Below are 20744 nucleotides of genomic sequence, written 5' to 3'. Positions count from 1 at the left end.
GTTCACCCGCCCGGGCCGCCGCGCGCCCACCACGTGCCCGGCGCATGCCCGGCCGGCGGTGCGGAAGCCCGGCCCGTCAGCCGAGGATCAGCTGCACCGGGTTGCGCTCCAGCAGCAGCACCGCGACGTCGTCGGTCAGCGCCCCGCCGTTCAGCTCCTCGACCTCGGCGATGGCGCTGTCGACCAGCCGCCCCCGGGTCAGCCCGGCGGCCTGGTGGTCGCCGACCAGGTCGGCGAGCCCGTCCTGGCCCAGGCGGCGGGACCCGGCCCCGACCCGGCCCTCGATCAGCCCGTCGGTGTAGAGCAACAGCCGCCAGCCGGCCCGCAGTTCGACCTCGTGGGCGGGCCAGGCGGCCTGCCCGTCGTGGCACGGCAGCAGGCCGAGCGCGGGCCCGGCGAGGTCGGAGGGCAGCGAGATCGGCTCGTGGTCCCGGCCGAGCAGCAGCGGTGCCGGGTGCCCGGCGAGGTAGAGCCGGGCCCGCTCGCCGGCGCCGAGCGAGCCGAGGTCGCTGCCGCTGCCGCCGGGCTCGATGACCAGCATGCAGAGCGTCGCGAAGATCTCGTCGCTGCGCCGCTCGTGCTCCAGCACGTGCTGGAGGGTGGTGAGCAGGGTCTCGCCGGTGAGGCCGGCGAAGACCAGGGTGCGCCACGCTATCCGGAGCGCGACGCCGAGCGCGGCCTCGTCCGGGCCGTGGCCGCAGACGTCGCCGATCACGACGTGGACGGTGCCGTCGTCGGTGCGCACGGCGTCGTAGAAGTCGCCGCCGAGCAGCGCGCGGCGGCGGCCGGGGCGGTAGCGCCGGGTGAAGGAGAGCCCGGCGCCGTCGAGCAGCGGGGTGGGCAGCAGGTGGCGCTGGAGGCGGGCGTTCTCCTGGCCGCGCAGCTCGGCCTCGACCAGGCGGCGCTGGGACTCGTCGGCGCGCTTGCGCTCGACGGCGTAGCGCAGGGCGCGGGCGAGCAGCGGGCCGTCGGTCTCGTGCTTGAGCAGGAAGTCCTGGGCGCCGGCCGCGACGGCGGCCGCGCCGAGTTCGGCCCCCGCGGCGTCGGTGAGCACCACGACCGGGGTGTGCGGGGCCCGGCGGAGCAGTTCGTGCAGGCCCTCCAGCCCGTCCGAGGGGTCGGACGGGTGCGGCAGGTCGGCGGGCGAGGCGAGGTCGAGCAGCACGCAGCCGAACTCGGGGGTGCGGGAGCGCCCGCGCCGGGCCCAGGGGGCGGGCGGGGCGAGCAGTTCGGTGGCCTGGTCCAGGCCGCGGGCCCAGTGGATCTCGATCGAGGTGCCGCTGTCGGCCACCGCGGCCTTGATCAGCTGGGCGTCCGAGGCGTCGTCCTCGATGACCAGCAGCCGCAGCGGTGCGCCGTCGGCGGGCCCGTCCGCCGCGGCGGGGCCGGCCGGGTCGGGGATGTGGGACGGGTGGGAGGCGTGCGCGGCCCGTGAGCGGGGGTGAGGTATCGGGGAAGTCGCCGTGGCCGGTCCGGTCGTGGCACGGCCGCGGGCATGGCCGACGCGGGCGCCGTCGTGGGCGCCCGGCAGGTCCGCGGCACCAGGTGCCCGCCCGTCTCCCGTTGCGGGCATCGGTGGTTCCTCCCTTTCCCCGACTGCGTAACGGCCGGCGTCCGTCCGCAGTGCCCGCCTGGCACCGCGCGTCGGGGAACTTCTCGCGACCATAACGTGATCTCCGGGGATTTCTCCGGCCGACCGGCGCCGTTGTGGTTATTGCCACGCCGGTGGCGGTGCGGTGACTGGACTCGGACGACGACTCGGTTCCGTCCCGGCGGATGCCGGGCGGTCCGGGAATGGGAGCGGGCGATGGTGGAGCGGATCACCCTGGTGGAGGGTGACATCACGGAGCAGCAGGTGGACGCGGTGGTGAACGCCGCCAACTCGTCCTTGCTGGGCGGTGGCGGGGTGGACGGCGCGATCCACCGCAAGGGCGGGCCGCAGATCCTGGAGGAGTGCCGCCGGCTGCGCGCCTCGCACTGGGGCAGGGGGCTGCCCACCGGACAGGCGGTGGCGACGGCGGCCGGACGGCTGCCGGCCCGGTGGGTGGTGCACACCGTCGGGCCGGTCCACCGGGCGGAGGAGTACGAGGAGCGGGCGGAGCTGCTGGCCTCCTGCTATCGCGAGTCGCTGCGCACCGCGGTGGCGCTCGGCGCGCGCACGGTGGCCTTTCCGGCCGTGTCGGCCGGGATCTACGGCTGGCCGCCGGCGGACGCGGCCCGGATCGCGCTCGGCACCGTCGCGGAGGTGCTGGACGGCGGTGACGTGGAGGCGGGTGCGGAGCTGGCGGAGGTGCGGTTCGTGCTGTTCGGGTCGGAGATGTACGGGGTGTTCGAACGGGCTCGGCGGGAGCTGTCCGAGCGGGGCGCCTGACGGCCGGGTGGAGCGTGGTGCCGGCCGGGTGGCGTGTGGTGTCGCCGTTCGGCCGGGTCCATGGTGGCGTGTCGAGGCGTCAACACGCCAGAGATATTCGATAACTCGTTCGAGTGAATGCATCAGGTCGGTCACCAGCTCCGGCGCTCGCGGGCAGGTGAGCGCCCCCGAACCCGGCAGCACCGCGCCGGCCCGCCGCTACGGTGCCGGCCCGTCGTCACGGTGCCGGCCCGCCGTCACGGTGCGAGCGCCGACCAGGGCAGCGTGACCTCGCCCTGCCGCCACCGTCCGCGCGCGTCCACCAGCGGCCAGCCGCCCGCCAGCGCCGTGCAGGCCGCCACCCAGCGCTGCCGCGCCCCGAACGCCCCGTACGGCGCGGCCGCCGCCCAGGCCCGGTCGAAGTCGGTCAGGAAGGCGTGCACCGGCCGTCCGGGCACGTTGTGGTGGATCAGCGCCTTCGGCAGCCGCTCGGCCAGGTCGGAGGGCTGGCCGAGGCCGCCCAGCCGGGCCGCGAAGGTCACCGTCCGGGGCCCCTCCGGACCGAGCGCGACCCAGACGTGCCGCCGCCCGATCTCGTCGCAGGTGCCCTCGACCAGCAGCCCGTCCGGGGCGAGCCGCGCGCACAGCCGCTCCCACACCCCGGCGACCGCCGACTCGTCGTACTGCCGCAGCACGTTGGCGGCCCGGATCAGCTGGGCCGGCGCGCCGCCGTCCAGCGGCACCTCGAAGCCCCCGCGCCGGAAGGTGAGCAGCGGCGGCTCGGCGTACGGCAGCGCGGCGGCGACCCGCTCCGGCTCGATCTCGATCCCGACCACCCGGACGTCCGGCCGCACCGTGCGCAGCCGCCCGGCCAGCTCGACGGCGGTCCACGGCGCCGCGCCGTAGCCGAGGTCCACCGCGACCGGCGGGCGCTCGGCGACGCGCAGCGCGCGGCCGAGGGTGTGGGCGATCCAGCGGTCCATCCGGCGCAGCCGGTTGGTGTTGGTGGTGCCCCGGGTGACCGTCCCCACCGCTCGCCCGGTCCGTCCGCGGGCGGGCGCGGCGGGAACGGGTTCGAAGGAGGCAGCCATGCCCAGAAGGGTAGTCGGGCCGTCGGCGGCACCGTGCTGACCTGGGGCGATGGCGACCGCCCCGGGCCGGTGGGCCGGGGCGGGAATGCCGAGCGCGGTCCGTGTGGTTGGCAGACTGGTGGTGATGTGTGCCCGGGACGGGGCAGCGCACACCGGACAACGGGCGGCCCGGTACGGACCGCCTCGACGGGCAGCACAGAGGAGGCTTCAGCCAGGTGATCCAGCACCCCGTCCGTTCGGTCCGCCGTGCCCAGTCGGCCGCCCCCGCGCGCGGCCGGCTCCAGTCGCTCGTCCCCGGCCGCCGCCGTCCGCGCCGGATCGCCATGCTGAGCGTCCACACCTCGCCGCTGCACCAGCCCGGCACCGGGGACGCCGGCGGGATGAACGTCTACATCGTCGAGCTGGCCAAGCGCCTGGCCGACCTCAACATCGAGGTCGAGGTGTTCACCCGGTCGATCTGCTCCGACGACGCGCCGACGGTCGAGCTGGCCCCGGGCGTGCTGGTCCGCCACGTCACCGCCGGGCCGTACGAGGGCCTGATCAAGGAGGACCTGCCGGCCCAGCTGTGCGCCTTCACCCACGGGGTGCTGCGGACGGAGGCGGGCCACCGCCCCGGCCACTACGACCTGGTGCACTCGCACTACTGGCTCTCCGGGCAGGTCGGCTGGCTGGCCGCGCAGCGCTGGGGGGTGCCGCTGGTGCACACCATGCACACCATGGCGAAGGTCAAGAACGCCGCGCTGGCCGCGGGCGACACGCCCGAGCCCGCGGCCCGGGTGATCGGGGAGACCCAGGTGGTGGAGGCGGCCGACCGGCTGATCGCCAACACCACCGAGGAGGCCGCCGAGCTGGCGCTGCACTACGCCGCCCGGCCGGACCAGCTGGCCGTCGTCCACCCCGGGGTCAACCTGGACGTCTTCCGTCCCGGCGGGCCGCGGACGCCCGCCGCCGCACGGGCCCGGCTGGGCCTGCCGCAGGACGCCGCGGTGCTGCTGTTCGCGGGCCGGATCCAGCCGCTGAAGGCCCCGGACGTGCTGCTGCGGGCGGTCGCCGCGCTGCTGGCCCGGCGCCCGGAGCTGCGCGAGCGCCTGGTGGTGCCGGTGGTCGGCGGGCCGTCCGGCACCGGGCTGGCCCGGCCGGAGAGCCTGCACAAGCTCGCCGCCCAGCTGGGCATCTCCGACGTGGTGCGGTTCCACCCGCCGGTCGGCCAGGAGCTGCTCGCCGACTGGTACCGGGCGGCGACGGCCCTGGTGATGCCCTCGTACAGCGAGTCCTTCGGGCTGGTCGCGCTGGAGGCGCAGGCCTGCGGGACCCCGGTGGTGGCGGCCGCGGTCGGCGGTCTGCCGGTCGCGGTGCGGGACGGCGAGACCGGCACCCTGGTGCAGGGCCACGACCCGCTGGACTGGTCGTACGCGCTGGAGCCGTACATCACCGACCGGGGCCTGGTGGCCCGGCGCGGCGCGGCGGCGGCCCGGCACGCGGCCGGCTTCGGCTGGGGCACCGCGGCGGCGACCACCGCCGAGGTGTACGCCGGCAGCATGGCCCGGCCGGCCGGCCGGATGGCTGCGGCCCGTCGCCGACTGGCCTGAGCGCGGGACGGCCCGGCCCTCGGCCGGCCCGTCGCCGACCGGCGCGGGGGCGGCCCGGCGGAACGTCGCGCGGCCCGCGCGCCGACCGGCCGGGGCTGCGCCGGCCCGGTACCGGCGAGTAACGTCACCCCCATGGCAATCCGCACCAAGGACGAGGCCCTGACCCTCCTGCGCACCGCCCTGGACGACGCCGGGGTGGCCTGGGAACCGGCCGCCACCGACCCGTACACGCTGGTGGCGGCCCTCCCGGGCACCCGGAAGCTGAGCACCACCTGCGCCCTGCGGGTCGGCGACCACACCCTGTCGGTGAACGCCTTCGTGATCCGCCGTCCGGACGAGAACCACGAGGCCGTCTACCGCTGGCTGCTGGAGCGCAACACCCGGCTGTACGGCGTCGGCTACGCGGTCGACGCGCTCGGCGACGTCTACCTGGCCGGCCGGCTGCCGCTGGAGGCGCTCACCCCGCAGGTCGTGGACCGGCTGCTCGGGACGGTGCTGGAGAACGCGGACGAGCCGTTCAACACCCTGCTGGAGCTGGGCTTCGCCACGGCGATCCGCCGGGAGTGGGAGTGGCGGACCAAGCGCGGGGAGTCCACCCGCAACCTGGCCGCCTTCGCCCACCTGGCCGCCCCGAAGGAGCTGCCGGCGGACGCCCCGGACGCGGACTGACCCGTGCGGACCGACCCGTGCGGACCGACCCGTGCGGACCGGCCCGTCCGGTCAGGCGCCCGCCGGGGCCTTCCCGGCGGGTTCCGCCGCGGGCGCCGGGACCGTGACGACGGTCCCGCCGGGCCGGATGCCCTGCGCGGCGCCGGTCCGCTTGCCCAGCAGCAGGTAGCCGACCGCGGCGACCGTGCCGAAGACTCCGCACGCACCCCACAGCGCCCCGCCGCCGGCCCGCTCCAGCAGCACCCCGCCGACGGCCGGGCCGAGGAACGAGGCGAGCGACCAGGCGAGCGAGTAGACGCCCTGGTAGCGGCCGCGGGCATGGGTCGGCGACAGTTCGGCGATCAGGCCCATGAGGGTCGGCGTGTAGAGGATCTCCCCGACCGTCCAGACCGCCACCGTTCCGGCGTAGAACCACGCGGACGACCCCGCCAGGGCCGTCAGCCCGAATCCCCAGCCGATGAACAGCGAGGCCGCCGCCAGCATGGCCGACCGGCTGCGGCTCTCGACCCACCGGGTGAGCGGGATCTGCAGCAGGACGATCAGCAGCCCGTTCAGGCCGATGACCAGGCCGTACTCGGTGGACGTGATCCCCCGGCGGCCCATGTCCACCGCGAGGGTGGTGGCGCCCTGCTGCAGTACCAGGGCGAGCAGCAGGGTGAGGCCGACCACGGCCATGAAGCGGCGGTCGCGGAACACGGTGCCCAGGCCGACCGCCGGTTCGTCGGCCTTCGCCGTCCGGACGTCGGGCTTCGTCTCCGGGATCCTGACGAAGATCACCACCGCGCAGAGCGCCGTGGAGAGCGCGTCCAGCAGGAACAGCGTGAGGTAGCCGTGGCTGGCGATCAGGCCGGCGACGGCCGAGGAGAGGCCGAAGCCCAGGTTGATCGCCCAGAAGTTCAGCGAGTAGGCGCGGACCCGGTCGGCGACCGGGACGATGTCCGCGATGATCGCCGAGATGGCCGGCCGGGTGGCGTTGTTGCAGAAGCCCACCAGGAAGGCCACCACCGCGATCGCCACCTGACCGTCCGTGAAGCCGAGCACGGCGGTGAACAGCGCGGTGCCGAGCTGGGCGGCGAGCAGGGTCGGACGGCGTCCGATCCGGTCGGTCAGCACGCCGGCGATGATCGCGGAGGCCGCCGAGCCGAGGCCGAACAGGGCGGCGACCAGGCCCGCGTAGGTGGCCGAGTACCCGCGGCTGCTGGTGAGGTAGAGCGCGAGGAAGGTGACCACGAAGGCGCCGAGCCGGTTGACCAGGGTCGAGACCCAGAGCCACCAGAACTGGCGCGGCAGCCCGCCCGCCGTCTCCTGGATCATTCTTCGGAAACCGGCGGTGACGAGCATGTGGGGGCTCCCGGGGGCAGGCGTCCGCCGATCGGTGCGGCAGGCCCGGTCAGCCGACGCATGTAAGTGTCAGATGCGCGAGGCACACGTTACACATTGGTCGAAGGTCCCCACCAGGGGTTTTCATGGCCCCCACTAAGCTGGGGGCCATGGCTGACACGACGTACCGACTCATCCTGCTCCGCCACGGCGAGAGCGAGTGGAACCAGAAGAACCTGTTCACCGGTTGGGTCGATGTCGACCTCAACGAGAAGGGCGAGAAGGAGGCCGCCCGCGGTGGCGAGCTCCTGGCCGCCGAGGGTCTGCTCCCCGACGTGCTGCACACCTCGCTGCTGCGCCGCGCCATCCGCACCTCGCAGATCGCCCTGGACAAGGCCGACCGGCACTGGATCCCGGTCAGCCGCAGCTGGCGGCTGAACGAGCGCCACTACGGTGCGCTCCAGGGCAAGGACAAGGCCCAGACCCTGGCCGAGTTCGGCGAGGAGCAGTTCCAGCTGTGGCGCCGCTCGTACGACACCCCGCCGCCGGTGCTGGCCGACGACTCCGAGTACTCGCAGGCCGGCGACGCCCGTTACGCCGAGATCCCGAGCGAGCTGCGTCCGCGCACCGAGTGCCTGAAGGACGTCGTGGAGCGGATGCTCCCGTACTGGTACGACGCCATCGTCCCGGACCTCGCCGCCGGCCGGACCGTGCTGGTCACCGCCCACGGCAACAGCCTGCGCGCGCTGGTCAAGCACCTCGACGGCGTCTCCGACGAGGCCATCGCGGGCCTGAACATCCCGACGGGCATCCCGCTGGTGTACGAGCTGGACGCCGACTTCAAGCCCGTCACCCCGGGCGGCCGCTACCTCGACCCGGACGCCGCCGCGGCCGCCATCGAGGCCGTCAAGAACCAGGGCAAGAAGTAAGCCGCTTGCCGCTGCGGCCCCGCCCCCGGTCCGACCGGGGGCGGGGCTTCGTTCGTTTCCGGTCGGTTCGTTGTGGGTCGGTTCGGGTTCAACCAGGTTGTCCGGTAGGGGAGTTGGGCAGTGAATGGGGAACTGGTTCAGACCATTGACGGGCTCGGTCGGCGACTCCTACCGTGAGGGCACCGGACCGGCGCAGGCATGCCAGGATCTCCCCGTCCGGGCCGCCGCACCCCCACGCGCGCGCGTCCGCGCCCCCGGCGCACACTCCATCCACCCCCACGGAGGAGCACCATGCGCACACGTCACATCGTCGGGGCCGCCGTCGCCGCGCTGGCGATCCCGCTGACCCTCGCCTTCCCGGCCTCGTCCCACGGCTGGATCTCGACCCCGCCCAGCCGGGCCGCGCTCTGCGACACCCACGTGGACGGCGTCCCGTGGGACTGCGGTGACATCCAGTGGGAGCCGCAGAGCGTCGAGGGCCCCAAGGGCTTCCCGGCCCTCGGCCCCTCGGACGGCACCATCTGCGCCGGCGGCAACGCCCGCTTCGCCGAGCTGGACGACCCCCACGGCGGCGCCTGGCCGACCACGCCGGTGACGGCGGGCCAGCAGCTCACCTTCACCTGGACGTTCACCGCCCGGCACGCGACCGCCGACTTCCGGTACTACATGACCAAACCGGGCTACGACGCGAGCCAGCCGGTCACCCGCGCCAACCTGGACCTGACGCCCTTCCTGACCGTCCCGTACGGCGGGAAGCAGGTGCCGAGCACGCTCAGCCACACCGCGACCGTCCCGGGCGGGCGCACCGGGCACCAGGTGGTCGTCGCGGTCTGGACGATCTCCGACACCGGGAACGCCTTCTACTCCTGCTCCGACGTCCGGTTCTGACCTGCGCAAGGCCCGCGCAAGGCCCGCGGAAGGCCCGCGGAAGCCCGCGGGAGGGTGAGCGGGCGAGCAGGCGAGCGGGCCGGAAAGCGCGAGGTGCACGGTCGCCGGTGGGCCGTGCACCTCGGGAGCTCCTCGGGCGGTGCCGCGTTCAGTGGCCGCCGCAGCAGCCGCCGTCGGCGCCTCCGCACTGGCAGGGCGCGCCGGACTGGCAGCCGCAGCCGCAGCCCGGGCCGCAGCCGCAGCCGGCCGCGAGGACGGGAAGCAGCTTCGGGGCGGGTGGCTCGACGGAGTGGTGGGCGGTTGCCGGTCGGGACGGGTTGGCCTTCATCGAGCTTCCCTCCTTGTGACGGGCACAGTCCTGTGCCCCCAATGTCGAGTGAAGCCGTCGAACGGATGAGCGTCAACGGGCGCGCAGTGGTGGGGCGCACGGAAGTCCGTGCGCCCGCACCACCCTTGCCACAGGTTTACTCACCCCTCGGGGTGAGCCCGGACCGGCGGTCAGTCGACCGGCGCGGCCTCGGCGGCCTCGGTGGCGGCCACGAACTCGGCCACGTGCTCGCCCGTCACCAGGTACACCACGCGCTTGGCGACCGACACCGCGTGGTCCGCGAAGCGCTCGTAGTAGCGGCCGACCAGGGTGATGTCGACGGCGGTCTCTATGCCGTGGTGCCAGCGCTCGTCGATCAGGTGCGACAGCAGCTCGCGGTGCAGGGTGTCGATCGCGTCGTCGTCCTGCTCCATCTCCAGGGCCTTGTCGACGTCCTTGGTGGCGATGACCAGGCCGGCCTTGGCCACCAGGCGCTGGGCGAGCTGGCCCATCTCCAGGACGGTGGAGTGCAGGTCGCTCGGCACGGCGGTGTCGGGGTAGCGCATCCGCGCGACCTTGGCGACGTGCCGGGCGAGGTCGCCGCAGCGCTCCAGGTCGGCGCTCATCCGCAGCGAGGTGACGACGATGCGCAGGTCGGTGGCGACCGGCTGCTGGCGGGCGAGGAGGTCGATGGCCCGGTTCTCCAGCTCGTGGTGGAGCTCGTTGACCTTCTCGTCGGCGGCGATCACGCTCTCCGCCAGCGCCAGGTCCGCGTCGAGGAGGGCGGTGGTGGCCCGGCCCATCGCCGATCCGACCAGCCGGGCCATCTCGACCAGGCTGTCGCCGATCGCATCGAGTTCCTCGTGGTACGCGTCGCGCATGTTCTCTCCTCAGTAGCTGTGTCGGTGGCGGTGCCGACCGGTCGGCCCGTACGACCGTCGTTCCGGCGTCCGGGTGACCGCTGCTGGTGGCGCGCATCGTACGCGCACACCCGAGCCGATGGCCGCTGTTCGGCACACCGATCTCTCCCACACGGGCTGCCCGGCCAACTTTCCGCCGCCAGGGCGACGGTGCACGGCCGCTCCGGTGAATCGACAGCTACCTGAAGGTGAATTCTCGGCAACGCGTGGTGGATGCCTTGACCCAGTGCATGGGGACTGCCCTGGTCGTGCGCTTACGCTGGCCACATGGACGTGAACGTGGCCGCCGCCGCTGCCTGTGCCATAGCCGGGCTCGGCGTCGGCCTCACCGCCTCCATCGCTTTCCGCTGGAGCGAGCGCGAGCAGGCCAGGGGCAGGTACAGCGCAACCGGCGGCAGGAACCCCGGCCGGTACCAGTCACTGGGCACCGGCAACCCCGAGCCGCCGCTGCCGCCCGGGGTCGACACCGTGCTCTCCGTGCTCCGCTCCTGCGCGATCGTGCTGGGCGAGGGCGACGAGGTGGTCAAGGCCAGCTCGGCGGCGTACGCGATGGGCCTGGTGCGCGGTGGCGCCGTCGCCGTGGACCAGATGCTCGGGCTGGCGCGCGCCACCCGCAGGGACGGCGAGATCCGCCAGGTCGAGCTGGAGGTGCCCCGGCCGGGCGCGGCCCGCGCGGCGGAGCCGCTCGCGGTCTCCGTCCGGGTGGCCCCGCTGGGCTCCCGACTGGTGCTGGTGCTGGTCGAGGACCAGACCGAGCGGCGCCGCGTGGAAGCCGTCCGCCGGGACTTCGTGGCCAACGTCAGCCATGAGCTCAAGACCCCGGTCGGCGCCCTGTCGCTGCTCTCCGAGGCGGTCGTCGACGCGTCCGACGACCCGGAGGCGGTGCAGCGCTTCGCCGGCCGGATGCAGGTCGAGGCGGCCCGGCTGGCCAGCCTGGTGCAGGAGATCATCGACCTCTCCCGGGTCCAGGACGACCGGCTGATGGTCGACGCGGAGCCGGTCGCGGTGGACGAACTGATCGCCGAGGCGATCGACCGCTGCCGCCAGCAGGCCGCCGCCAAGCAGATCCTGATCGCGGCGGGCGGCATCGCCGGCCTCTACCTGCACGGCAACCGCGGCCAGCTCGCCGCCGCGCTCGGCAACCTGGTCGAGAACGCCGTCAACTACAGCCCGCCCCGCACCCGGGTGGCCATCGCCACCCGCCGGATCTCCAGCGCCGCGGCGCTCGGGGAGGCGGACGGCGAGCTCATCGAGATCTCGGTCACCGACCAGGGCATCGGCATCTCCGAGAAGGACCGCGAGCGGGTCTTCGAGCGGTTCTACCGCGTCGACCCCGCCCGCTCCCGGGCGACCGGCGGCACCGGCCTGGGCCTGTCCATCGTCAAGCACGTCGCGGCCTCGCACGGCGGCACCGTCTCGGTGTGGAGCGTCGAGGGCCAGGGTTCGACCTTCACCGTCCGCCTGCCCGCCGGGCAGGCACCCACGGAGGACGAGCCCGACGACGCGTTCGACGACGAGCCCGACGCGTTCGACGGTCCCGACGACGCGCCGGACCGCGCGCCGGGCGGCGACCCCGCCGGGCCCGCCGCCGCACCCCGAACCCTCACCACGGCCCGTACGGACCGTCCGCTCCCCGCCGGGGAACGGAAACAACACCTGTCAGACACAACCCCTCAGCTTGCCCCGGAGGCCTGATCGTGACCCGAGTACTGGTGGTCGAGGACGAGGAGTCGTTCAGCGACGCCCTCTCGTACATGCTCCGCAAGGAGGGCTTCGAGGTGGCCGTCGCCGCCACCGGCCCCGACGCCCTGGAGCAGTTCGAACGCAACGGTGCCGACCTCGTCCTGCTCGACCTGATGCTGCCGGGCCTGCCCGGCACCGAGGTCTGCCGCCAGCTCCGGGTGCGCTCCAACGTCCCGGTGATCATGGTGACCGCCAAGGACAGCGAGATCGACAAGGTCGTCGGCCTGGAGATAGGCGCTGACGACTACGTCACCAAGCCGTACTCCACCCGCGAGCTGGTCGCGCGGATCCGCGCGGTGCTGCGCCGCCGCGGCGAGGACGGCGGCGCGGGCGACAACGGCGGCGGCCCGGGCGCCCTGGAGGCGGGCCCGGTCCGGATGGACGTGGACCGCCACGTGGTGACCGTGGACGGCGCCAAGGTCGACCTGCCGCTGAAGGAGTTCGACCTGCTGGAGATGCTGCTGCGCAACGCGGGCCGGGTGCTCACCCGGATGCAGCTGATCGACCGGGTGTGGGGCGCGGACTACGTCGGCGACACCAAGACCCTGGACGTCCACGTGAAGCGCCTGCGGGCCAAGATCGAGCCGGACCCGGGCGCGCCGCGCTACCTGGTCACCGTCCGCGGCCTGGGCTACAAGTTCGAGCCGTAAACCGTCCCGACCACGCGGAAGGCCCCCGCCGGCAGCAGCCGGAGGGGGCCTTCGCGTCGCTCCGGCGGGCCCTGGAGGGCCCGCCGGGGGCGGGGTGCGGCGTCAGTGCGCGGCCGGGACGGCCGGAGCGGTGGTGCCGGCCGGGACGGCGGCGCCGGTGGTCGGCGCCCCCGGGGTGGTGGCGCCGGTGGCCGGGGCGGTGGCGCCGGGGGTGGCGGTCTTGGCGGGGGTGGCGGTCGGCGAGGTGGTCGGCCCGTAGCCGCTGTAGAGGCCGAGGTTCGGGTTCACGCCGGCCTGGGCCTCGACCTTCTGGCCGTCCTTGAAGGTGAAGACGGTCGGGGCGAAGCCGCCGACGTGGACGGTCGCGGAGGCGACGGTGGCGGACGGGTTGCCCTGACCGCCGATCGCCACCGCGCCACCGGCCGGGACGACGATGCTGGACAGCGGAGCGCCGGCGGCGTCCGCGAAGGTGGCAGCGGCACCGCCGACGGTGACGGACTGGAGCTCGGCCGGGATGTTCGCGGTGTTCGCGATGTTCACGACCACGCTGGCGGCACCGGTGTAGTCGCCCGCGGTGTTCTCCCCGGTGACGACCACGATGTTGTTCAGCCGGAGGTTGGTCCCGAGGGTCGCCGCAGCGTTGTCGGGCTTGATCTGCAAGGTATCCGGCGTGTTGCCGGCGGCGCAGGAGGACAGCGAGGCGATGGCGATGGCGGCGATGGCGGCGATGCTGCCGCGTCGAAGGCTGCGGCTCACGGCGGCGGCTTCTCCTAAGTCACGTGTCGGTAGGTCAGGTCTCAGATTATCGACCTCACTTATGCGCTCCTCACGGGGTGGCCCCCGTGTCGCACTCCCGGGGGCCGCCGGGGGGCCGTCCGGCGGCACGCTCGACGTGTCCAGGTCACTCGACGGACAAGGTTCGACCAAGATCGAATAACGATTCGGTCGCGACCCGAAAAGGGGTGAAAGCTCAAGATCCAATCATGGTTGCGGGGGTGTTGCGCAAGGGTTTCGTCCAACCCCGGAACCGCCTCCGACCTGCGGGAAGCCGTTCTCGAACACCGGTCGCAGCACGTCATGGGGGTCGTTGTCAAGCCCCGAGACCGGCCCTGACCTGCGAAAACGCCCTTCGAGTGTGCCGAGAAGCGTGTTATTCTGGAAAGCCACGGAAGGGGTCCTGTCACATGACGTTCAAGGTTGGCGACACGGTGGTCTACCCCCATCACGGGGCCGCGCTGATCGAGGCCATCGAAACTCGCCAGATCAAAGGTGTGGACAAGACCTACCTGGTGCTCAAGGTGCAGCAGGGAGACCTGACGCTCCGCGTGCCCGCCGAGAACGCGGAGTTCGTCGGTGTGCGCGATGTAGTCGGCCAGGAGGGTCTGGACCGGGTCTTCGAGGTGCTGCGGGCACCGTACACGGAAGAGCCGACCAACTGGTCCCGTCGCTACAAGGCGAACCTGGAGAAGCTCGCCTCGGGTGATGTCATCAAGGTCGCCGAGGTCGTTCGCGACCTCTGGCGCCGCGAGCGCGAGCGCGGCCTCTCGGCCGGCGAGAAGCGAATGCTCGCGAAGGCGCGCCAGATCCTCGTCAGCGAGCTCGCGCTGGCGGAGAACACCAACGAGGACAAGGCGGAGACGCTGCTCGACGAGGTCCTCGCCTCGTAGCGCGCGCCACCGCAGTGCGGTCGGGCTGCCGCCCAACGCTCACAGCGCCCGGTGCCGGCGCGCCGCTCCTCGGACGAACCGTCCGGGAGTGGTGCATTGGCACTTCGGGCGCTGAGGCATGTCCGGACCACGCCACCCGCCCTGGCCGGCCGAGGCCGGCAAGGCCTTTTCGGCTCCCGCTGTTGCGGAGAGCTTGCGGAGCTGTGCGGCGGGCGGTGGACCGTGGTTCTTCGGAAGGGGCCCGGTGCGCCCGCCGGGCACGCCATGGCCATACCCACTTCGCCGAAGGAGTGAAACCTGAACGCGTCAGGAGCAGTCGCAGCAGCAGTGGTGCCCGCCGCCGGACGCGGTGAGCGGCTGGGGCCGGGGGCCCCGAAGGCCCTGCGGGAACTGGGGGGTGTGCCGCTCCTGGTGCACGCCGTCCGGGCCCTGGCCCGCAGCCGGGCGGTCGGCCTGGTCGTGGTCGCCGCGCCCGCCGACGGGGTGGCCGAGGTGGTCGCCCTGCTGGACAGCCACGGGCTGGACGACAAGGACATCCGGGTGGTGGCCGGCGGGGCGACCCGCCAGGAGTCGGTCCGGCTCGGCCTGGCCGCGATCCCGGACGAGGTCGGGATCGTGCTGGTGCACGACGCGGCCCGCCCGCTGGTCCCGGTCGAGGTGGTGGACGCCGTCGCGGCCGCCGTCCGGGCCGGAGCGCGGGCCGTGGTGCCCGCGGTGCCGCTGGCCGACACGGTGAAGCGGGTCGAGCCGAACCCGGGCGGTCCCGAGCCGGTGCTCGACACGCCCGAGCGCGCCACCCTGCGCGCGGTGCAGACCCCGCAGGGCTTCGACCGCGCCACCCTGGTCGAGGTGCACGCCAAGGCGCTGGCCGAGGAGAGCGACGGCACCGCCGACGCGCCGCCGGTCACCGACGACGCCGGCCTGGTCGAGCGCTACGGCGGCCGGGTCGTCGTGGTGCCCGGCCACGAGGAGGCGTTCAAGGTCACCCGTCCACTGGACCTCGTGCTCGCCGAGGCCGTACTCGCCCGCAGGAGGGCCGCCGATGCCTACTGACCCGCAGACCGCCCCCGTGATCCCCCGGGTGGGGATCGGCACCGACGTGCACGCCTTCGAGGCCGGCCGCCCGCTCCGGGTGGCCGGGCTGGACTGGCCGGACGCCGGGGCCGGGCTCTCCGGGCACTCGGACGCCGACGTCGCCGCCCACGCCGCCTGCGACGCGCTGTTCTCGGCCGCCGGGATCGGCGACCTGGGCGCCCACTTCGGCACCGACCGCCCGGAGTGGGCCGGCGCGTCCGGGGTGAAGCTGCTCGGCGAGGCGGCCCGGCTGGTCCGCGAGGCGGGCTTCGAGATCGGCAACGTCGCCGTCCAGGTGATCGGCGTGCGGCCGAAGATCGGCAAGCGGCGGGACGAGGCGCAGGCGGCGCTGTCCGGGGCGGTCGGCGCCCCGGTGTCCGTCTCCGGCACCACCACCGACGGACTGGGCCTGACCGGCCGGGCCGAGGGGCTGGCCGCGATCGCCACCGCCCTGGTGTACGAACGGCGTTGAGCCGGTCGCGGTGAGCGGGCGGGAAGAAACCGCTCCTGACGGGTGTTCACCCGGTGTCCTCGGGGCCCGAGTCGCTACTGTTCGGCTCGGGCCCGTACGGGCTTCCGCTCGGGCCGAACCGCCGACGAGAAGAGGTAATCCGTGACCGCCCAGCTCTCCGACCGTGCCAAGGCGCTGCTCGACGACAAGAGCTTCGCCGTGGTCTCCACCATCCAGCCCGACGGCAGCCCCCAGGCCTCGGTGGTCTGGGTCAAGCGGGACGGCGACGACATCCTGTTCTCCACCGTCCAGGGCCGCCGCAAGCACCTCAACCTGGAGCGGGACCCGCGGGTCTCGATCCTCGTCAACCCGTCGGAGGACCCGTACGAGTACCTGGAGGCCCGCGGCGAGGTCTCGCTGACCACCGAGGGCGGCCGGGAGCTGATCGACGAGCTGGCCGCCAAGTACCGCGGCGTGGACAAGTACACCTGGGACGGTCCGGACGACGTCCGGGTGGTCGTCCGGCTCACCCCGCGCAAGGTGCTCGGCAGCATCTGACCCCGCCCGCGGGCCACTGTTTCCCCGGGATCACGCCCCCGTTGTCCCGGGGAATGTGGCGGGGCACCCCCTGCTGCCCACTACGCTTGACGCTGTGAGCATTCGTCTGTACGACACCAGCACCCGCCAGGTACGCGACTTCGTCCCGCTTGTACCGGGTTGTGTCTCGATCTACCTGTGCGGCGCTACCGTCCAGTCGGCGCCACACATCGGGCACATCCGGTCGTACCTCAACTTCGACATCATGCAGCGGTGGTTCGCCTGCCGCGGCTACCAGGTGACCTTCGCCCGGAACGTCACCGACATCGACGACAAGATCATCGCCAAGGAGCGCGAGCTCGGCACGCCGTGGTGGCAGATCGCCTACGAGAACGAGCGCGCCTTCAACGACGGCTACGACGCGCTCGGCTGCCTGCGGCCGACCGTCGAGCCGCGGGCCACCGGGCACATCCCCGAGATGATCGCGATGATGCAGGGGCTCATCGCCAGGGGCCACGCCTACGCGGCCGACGGGAACGTCTACTTCGACGTGCGGTCGTACCCCGGCTACCTGGCGCTCTCCAACCAGAAGCTGGACGACCTGCGCCAGCCCGAGGGCGAGGGCGAGACCGGCAAGCGGGACCAGCGCGACTTCGCGATGTGGAAGGCCGCCAAGCCGGGCGAGCCGAGCTGGGAGACCCCGTGGGGCCCCGGCCGTCCGGGCTGGCACCTGGAGTGCTCGGCGATGGCCCACAAGTACCTGGGCGCGGCCTTCGACGTCCACGGCGGCGGGCTGGACCTGATCTTCCCGCACCACGAGAACGAGATCGCCCAGTCCAAGGCCTACGGCGACGACTTCGCCAACTTCTGGGTGCACAACGCCTGGGTCACCATGGCCGGCGAGAAGATGAGCAAGTCGCTGGGCAACTCGGTGCTGGTCTCCGAGATGGTCCGGGCGTGGCGGCCGATCGTGCTCCGCTACTACCTGGCCGCCCCGCACTACCGCTCGATGATCGAGTACAGCGAGGAGTCGCTGCGCGAGGCCGAGGCCGGTTTCGGCCGGATCGAGGGCTTCATCCAGCGCGCCGTCGAGCGCTGCGGCACGGTCGACGCGGCGCCCGAGGTGCCGCCGGCCTTCGCCGAGGCGATGGACGACGACTTCGGCGTCCCGCAGGCGCTGGCCGTCGTGCACACCGCCGTCCGCCAGGGCAACAGCGCCCTGAACGCGGACGACAAGGAGAGCGTGGTGGCGCGACTGGCCGAGGTCCGTGCGATGCTCGGTGTACTGGGCCTCGACCCGCTCGACCCGCACTGGGCCGGGACGGAGCGCGGCGAGGACCTTCACGGCGTGGTCGACTCGCTGGTCCGCCTGGTCCTGGACCAGCGGCAGGCGGCGCGCGAGCGCAAGGACTTCGCCACCGCGGATGCCATCCGCGACCAGCTCGGCCTGGCCGGGCTGGCGATCGAGGACACCCCGTCCGGCCCGCGCTGGACGATCAACAGCCAGTAACCCCATCCGACGATCGGGGTGATGGGTGGGCCGTACCGGACCGGTGCGGCCCTCCCGCATGACGTACGCATGTCGTCGGCGGCCACCGGGCAGACCGGGGCGGTCGGGGCATGCCGGACAGACAGGAAGTACAGCCATGGCCGGCAACAGCCAGCGCAGGAACCGCCGCAACCCCGGATCGAAGAAGGGCGCGTCTGTCGGTACCGGCGGGCACAGCCGGAAGGCGCTCCAGGGCAAGGGTCCGACCCCGCCCGGTGCGGAGCGCAAGGGTCACCCCAAGCAGCGCGCCGCCAACGCCGCGATCAAGCGCGAGCGGGACGCCAAGGCCCGGGCCGGCATGCGCCGGGCCGGAGCCGGCGGTCGCGGCGGCCGCGGCGGCGCGGGCAGCGCCGAACTGGTCTTCGGCCGCAACTCGGTGGTCGAGGCCCTGCAGGGCGACGTGCCGGCCAACGCGCTGTACGTCCAGCAGTTCATCGACACCGACGACCGGGTCCGTGACGCCTTCCAGGCCGCCAACGACCGCGGCATCCCGCTGATGGAGGCCCCGCGGCCCCAGCTGGACCAGATGACCGGCGGGATGAACCACCAGGGCCTGGTGCTCCAGGTGCCGCCGTACGAGTACGCGCACCCCGAGGACCTCCTGGCGGACGCCGCCGACGCCGGCCAGGACGCGCTGATCATCGCGCTGGACGGCGTGACCGACTCGCGCAACCTGGGCGCCGTGGTCCGCTCCGCCGCCGCCTTCGGCGCGCACGGCGTGGTCATCCCCGAGCGCCGCGCGGCCGGCATGACCGCCGGTGCCTGGAAGACCTCCTCCGGCGCCGCGGCCCGGCTGCCCGTCGCCCGGGCCACCAACATGACCCGTGCCCTGGAGGCCTACCAGAAGGCCGGCCTGATGGTGGTCGGCCTGGCCGCCGACGGCGAGGCCGAGATCGGCGACCTGGAGCTGCTGACCGGTCCCGTGGTGATCGTCGCGGGCAGCGAGGGCAAGGGCCTGTCCCGGCTGGTCTCGGAGACCTGCGACATGCGGGTCCGGATCCCGATGTCCGGCCTGACCGAGTCGCTGAACGCCGGTGTCGCGGCGGGCATCGTGCTGTACGAGGCCGCGCGGCTGCGCGCCAAGCGCTGAGCGCTGAGCGCTGAGAGCTCGGTGCTGACCGTTTGGTGCTGGGCACGGCCGGGGCGCGGAGCGCAGGCGATCTTCCGAATTCCCCGCAATCCGAGTGGAAGGCGATCGGGCCCGATCGGGCCCGATCGCTTTTTTCATGATCACTTCAAGTGTGCGCCGGACATCCACCCGGCAGAGTGTCCTAAGCGGCCGTCACCCGGTTAGACGGGCGTGGACACCAGAACACCTCGGCGCCCCCTGTTCGGCAACGGCAGTTCCGGGATAGACGCGGGCCCCGCCCTCAACACCGTCAAGGTGGAGTCGGACCCTTCGCGGCTCAGCAGCACCCAGGCGAGCTTCCGGCTGCGGCTCGGCGCCCCGACGGCGCCGCTGATCGAGGCCCCGGCCGGACTGCTGTCCACCGGCGCCGCGTTCGGCGACCCGTACGCCAACCAGGGCCTGATCCGCCGTCCGCTGGTCACCCCGCAGGTCGTCGTGCCCGCCTCCGCCGTCCCGGCGCTGGCCGGGGCCGGGGCCGGCGGCGCGCCGCGCCGCAAGGGCCGGGTCACCGCCGTCACCTGGACCGGCCAGGCGCCCCCCGGGGACCTCGCGGCCACCCAGCTGCTGGAAGCGGTGCGCCTCGGCGGCACCCCGGCCGGCGGCGTCCGCCTGGTCGAGCCGGACACCCGGGCGCTCCCCTCCCTCGCGGGCGCCCGGGCCGTCCCGCGCCAGCCCCGCGAGGGCGCCGGCACCGCCACCGACGCGGGCGTCGGCCCGGTCGGCGAGCCGCACGGCTGGACCCCGAGCGGCGAGCTGCCCGAGGTCTCCGCCGCCGACGCCGCGGGCAAGCAGCCCTGGTACCCCGGCCGCCGGGTCGACCTCGGCCTGGTGCTGCTGCCGCTGCGCGCCGTCCTCGGCTCGCTCTCGGTCTACGCCGGGTTCAGCAAGCTCTGCGACCCGGTGTACTTCGACGGCGGCGAGCGCGGCTCGATGATGCGCTGGCTCTCCTCGCTGCACCCCTGGAAGGTCGCCGAGCCGCTGCTGGCCTTCGCCATGGCGCACCCGGTGGGCGCCGGCCTGGCGGTGTCGTTCACCCAGATCGTGGTCGGCGTGCTGACCGTCCTCGGCCTCTGGCAGCGGCTCGCCGCCGGCGCCGCGATGGCGCTCTCCGCCGCGCTGCTGTTCACCGTCAGCTGGCGGGCGGTCCCGGTCTACGACACCCCGGACCTGATCTTCCTCGCGGCGTGGAGCCCGCTGCTGATCGCCGGGGCGCCGTTCGCCTCGCTGGACGGGCGGCTCGGCCTGGAGGCCTGGCGCCGGTTCGGCGCGGACACCTCCGGGGCACTGCGCCGCCGGGTGCTGCGCCGCGGCGCCGTGGTCACCACGGTCGTGGTCGGCCTGACCCTGCTGCTCGGCTCGATGCTCGGCGCCGCCGTCCGCACCGGCGCCCGGGCGCACCAGGCGCCGGACCGTCCGGCCACCGACTACGGCACCCCGGTCTGGCCGTCCGGCAGTCCGTCCGGCGCCCCCGGCGGTGGCAAGGGCACGTCCACCACGCCCCCGCCCGCCGCCCCGCGCCCGGCCACCCCGACGCCGAGCGCGACCACCCAGGCCACCACGCCGCCCGCCAAGCCCGCCACCCCGACGCCGAGCGGCAAGGGGCACTCGGGCCGGGCGGAGGCCGGGTCGGGCGCCTCCCCGGCCGCGCCCGTGCCGCCCACCGGCCCGGGCGGCACGGCACCCGCGTCGCGCAGCACCCCGGGTGCCGGTGGCGCGGGGCCGGGGTCCAAGTCCAGCCCGAGCTCCGGCGGGCTGCTCGGCGGGGTGCTGGGCAGCGCGCCGCTGGCCGACCTGTCCGGCGGCCGGGCCTCCCACCCGGGGGCGCCGACCGCGACCTGAGGTCCCCGTAACGGCGATCGGCCGGGTGCTCCGTGGGGGAGC

20 protein-coding genes are annotated in these 20744 nt (G+C 74.0%); 14 read left to right on the top strand and 6 right to left on the bottom strand.

The genetic code is table 11. From position 1 onward, the window contains the following. Window positions 1–76 precede the first annotated feature (76 nt). The gene (locus ACFVHV_RS37820) at window positions 77–1573 is read right to left on the bottom strand and encodes a PP2C family protein-serine/threonine phosphatase (RefSeq protein ID WP_380357587.1); all 1497 of its coding nucleotides are present in this window, start codon (window positions 1571–1573) and stop codon (window positions 77–79) included. A gap of 234 nt (window positions 1574–1807) precedes the next feature. On the opposite strand from ACFVHV_RS37820, the gene ACFVHV_RS37815 reads away from it, so the two are divergent. After that, window positions 1808–2371 (top strand): O-acetyl-ADP-ribose deacetylase, encoded by a 564-nt coding sequence (locus ACFVHV_RS37815; protein ID WP_380357584.1) that lies wholly within the window; start codon window positions 1808–1810, stop codon window positions 2369–2371. A gap of 236 nt (window positions 2372–2607) precedes the next feature. Here ACFVHV_RS37815 and ACFVHV_RS37810 read toward each other — a convergent pair whose 3' ends face one another. Further along, window positions 2608–3441, bottom strand: coding sequence for a class I SAM-dependent methyltransferase (locus ACFVHV_RS37810; protein ID WP_380357581.1), 834 nt, complete (start codon window positions 3439–3441; stop codon window positions 2608–2610). 218 nt (window positions 3442–3659) lie between these two features. Here ACFVHV_RS37810 and mshA point away from each other — a divergent pair, with 218 nt between their 5' ends. Together mshA and ACFVHV_RS37800 are read left to right on the top strand one after the other, a co-directional pair. Next, on the top strand, window positions 3660–5030 hold the full coding sequence (gene mshA / locus ACFVHV_RS37805; RefSeq protein WP_380357590.1) for a D-inositol-3-phosphate glycosyltransferase: 1371 nt from the start codon (window positions 3660–3662) through the stop codon (window positions 5028–5030). Window positions 5031–5162: 132 nt separating this feature from the next. Beyond that, window positions 5163–5699, top strand: a complete 537-nt coding sequence (locus ACFVHV_RS37800) for a YbjN domain-containing protein (protein ID WP_380357579.1) — start codon at window positions 5163–5165, stop codon at window positions 5697–5699. Window positions 5700–5750: 51 nt separating this feature from the next. Here ACFVHV_RS37800 and ACFVHV_RS37795 read toward each other — a convergent pair whose 3' ends face one another. Continuing rightward, window positions 5751–7013 carry an MDR family MFS transporter gene (locus ACFVHV_RS37795; RefSeq protein WP_380357577.1) on the bottom strand — a complete coding sequence of 421 codons (1263 nt, stop codon included), beginning with the start codon at window positions 7011–7013 and terminating at the stop codon, window positions 5751–5753. Between the two features lie 176 nt (window positions 7014–7189). Here ACFVHV_RS37795 and ACFVHV_RS37790 point away from each other — a divergent pair, with 176 nt between their 5' ends. Beyond that, entirely contained in the window at window positions 7190–7948 is a 759-nt protein-coding gene (locus ACFVHV_RS37790) for a phosphoglyceromutase (protein WP_380357575.1), read from the top strand. 291 nt (window positions 7949–8239) lie between these two features. Next, window positions 8240–8836, top strand: a complete 597-nt coding sequence (locus tag ACFVHV_RS37785) for a lytic polysaccharide monooxygenase (protein WP_359913730.1) — start codon at window positions 8240–8242, stop codon at window positions 8834–8836. A gap of 148 nt (window positions 8837–8984) precedes the next feature. On the opposite strand, the gene ACFVHV_RS37780 is transcribed toward ACFVHV_RS37785, so the two are convergent. Both ACFVHV_RS37780 and phoU read right to left on the bottom strand, forming a co-directional pair. Then, window positions 8985–9164: a hypothetical protein gene (locus tag ACFVHV_RS37780; RefSeq protein ID WP_359913733.1), complete on the bottom strand. Its 180-nt coding sequence runs from the start codon at window positions 9162–9164 to the stop codon at window positions 8985–8987. Window positions 9165–9334: 170 nt separating this feature from the next. Continuing rightward, on the bottom strand, window positions 9335–10024 hold the full coding sequence (gene phoU, locus ACFVHV_RS37775; protein WP_359830323.1) for a phosphate signaling complex protein PhoU: 690 nt from the start codon (window positions 10022–10024) through the stop codon (window positions 9335–9337). 306 nt (window positions 10025–10330) lie between these two features. On the opposite strand from phoU, the gene ACFVHV_RS37770 reads away from it, so the two are divergent. Both ACFVHV_RS37770 and ACFVHV_RS37765 read left to right on the top strand, forming a co-directional pair. Beyond that, the gene (locus ACFVHV_RS37770; RefSeq protein WP_359913736.1) at window positions 10331–11758 is read left to right on the top strand and encodes an ATP-binding protein; all 1428 of its coding nucleotides are present in this window, start codon (window positions 10331–10333) and stop codon (window positions 11756–11758) included. Between the two features lie 2 nt (window positions 11759–11760). Then, entirely contained in the window at window positions 11761–12456 is a 696-nt protein-coding gene (locus tag ACFVHV_RS37765; protein WP_031069385.1) for a response regulator transcription factor, read from the top strand. Between the two features lie 102 nt (window positions 12457–12558). Here the strand turns inward: ACFVHV_RS37765 and ACFVHV_RS37760 are convergent, their stop codons facing one another. Next, window positions 12559–13212, bottom strand: coding sequence for a DUF461 domain-containing protein (locus ACFVHV_RS37760; RefSeq protein WP_380357571.1), 654 nt, complete (start codon window positions 13210–13212; stop codon window positions 12559–12561). Between the two features lie 428 nt (window positions 13213–13640). Between ACFVHV_RS37760 and ACFVHV_RS37755 the strand changes: the two genes are divergently transcribed. The 7 genes from ACFVHV_RS37755 (at window position 13641) to ACFVHV_RS37725 (ending at window position 20702) form a co-directional block, all read left to right on the top strand. After that, entirely contained in the window at window positions 13641–14123 is a 483-nt protein-coding gene (locus ACFVHV_RS37755; protein ID WP_014136563.1) for a CarD family transcriptional regulator, read from the top strand. Window positions 14124–14420: 297 nt separating this feature from the next. Continuing rightward, window positions 14421–15176 carry a 2-C-methyl-D-erythritol 4-phosphate cytidylyltransferase gene (ispD, locus tag ACFVHV_RS37750; RefSeq protein ID WP_360343805.1) on the top strand — a complete coding sequence of 252 codons (756 nt, stop codon included), beginning with the start codon at window positions 14421–14423 and terminating at the stop codon, window positions 15174–15176. Further along, window positions 15166–15669: a 2-C-methyl-D-erythritol 2,4-cyclodiphosphate synthase gene (gene ispF, locus ACFVHV_RS37745; protein ID WP_359913742.1), complete on the top strand. Its 504-nt coding sequence runs from the start codon at window positions 15166–15168 to the stop codon at window positions 15667–15669. The genes ispD and ispF overlap by 11 nt, the downstream gene beginning before the upstream one ends. A gap of 141 nt (window positions 15670–15810) precedes the next feature. Further along, window positions 15811–16206: a PPOX class F420-dependent oxidoreductase gene (locus ACFVHV_RS37740; RefSeq protein WP_359913744.1), complete on the top strand. Its 396-nt coding sequence runs from the start codon at window positions 15811–15813 to the stop codon at window positions 16204–16206. Window positions 16207–16300: 94 nt separating this feature from the next. After that, window positions 16301–17695: a cysteine--tRNA ligase gene (cysS, locus tag ACFVHV_RS37735; protein ID WP_380357567.1), complete on the top strand. Its 1395-nt coding sequence runs from the start codon at window positions 16301–16303 to the stop codon at window positions 17693–17695. 136 nt (window positions 17696–17831) lie between these two features. Continuing rightward, window positions 17832–18824 (top strand): 23S rRNA (guanosine(2251)-2'-O)-methyltransferase RlmB, encoded by a 993-nt coding sequence (gene rlmB / locus ACFVHV_RS37730; protein WP_359913750.1) that lies wholly within the window; start codon window positions 17832–17834, stop codon window positions 18822–18824. Between the two features lie 210 nt (window positions 18825–19034). Beyond that, on the top strand, window positions 19035–20702 hold the full coding sequence (locus tag ACFVHV_RS37725; RefSeq protein WP_380357564.1) for a DoxX family membrane protein: 1668 nt from the start codon (window positions 19035–19037) through the stop codon (window positions 20700–20702). The last annotated feature ends 42 nt before the right edge of the window (window positions 20703–20744 follow it).

It is taken from the genome of Kitasatospora sp. NPDC127116 (assembly GCF_042677365.1).
Classification (GTDB): Bacteria; Actinomycetota; Actinomycetes; order Streptomycetales; family Streptomycetaceae; genus Kitasatospora; species Kitasatospora lactacystinica.
Note: the sequence above shows the minus strand (reverse complement) of the source record. Positions and strands in the feature narration are given on the sequence as shown.

Coding starts and splice junctions, on each gene's coding strand:
- ACFVHV_RS37785 (WP_359913730.1), top strand. CDS start 8,240: ATGCGCACACGTCACATCGTCGGGGCCGCCGTCGCCGCGCTGGCGATC.
- ACFVHV_RS37755 (WP_014136563.1), top strand. CDS start 13,641: ATGACGTTCAAGGTTGGCGACACGGTGGTCTACCCCCATCACGGGGCC.
- rlmB (WP_359913750.1), top strand. CDS start 17,832: ATGGCCGGCAACAGCCAGCGCAGGAACCGCCGCAACCCCGGATCGAAG.
- ACFVHV_RS37780 (WP_359913733.1), bottom strand. CDS start 9,164: ATGAAGGCCAACCCGTCCCGACCGGCAACCGCCCACCACTCCGTCGAG.
- ACFVHV_RS37800 (WP_380357579.1), top strand. CDS start 5,163: ATGGCAATCCGCACCAAGGACGAGGCCCTGACCCTCCTGCGCACCGCC.
- ACFVHV_RS37810 (WP_380357581.1), bottom strand. CDS start 3,441: ATGGCTGCCTCCTTCGAACCCGTTCCCGCCGCGCCCGCCCGCGGACGG.
- ACFVHV_RS37790 (WP_380357575.1), top strand. CDS start 7,190: ATGGCTGACACGACGTACCGACTCATCCTGCTCCGCCACGGCGAGAGC.
- phoU (WP_359830323.1), bottom strand. CDS start 10,024: ATGCGCGACGCGTACCACGAGGAACTCGATGCGATCGGCGACAGCCTG.
- ACFVHV_RS37815 (WP_380357584.1), top strand. CDS start 1,808: ATGGTGGAGCGGATCACCCTGGTGGAGGGTGACATCACGGAGCAGCAG.
- ACFVHV_RS37795 (WP_380357577.1), bottom strand. CDS start 7,013: ATGATCCAGGAGACGGCGGGCGGGCTGCCGCGCCAGTTCTGGTGGCTC.
- ACFVHV_RS37770 (WP_359913736.1), top strand. CDS start 10,331: ATGGACGTGAACGTGGCCGCCGCCGCTGCCTGTGCCATAGCCGGGCTC.
- ACFVHV_RS37820 (WP_380357587.1), bottom strand. CDS start 1,573: ATGCCCGCAACGGGAGACGGGCGGGCACCTGGTGCCGCGGACCTGCCG.
- ispF (WP_359913742.1), top strand. CDS start 15,166: ATGCCTACTGACCCGCAGACCGCCCCCGTGATCCCCCGGGTGGGGATC.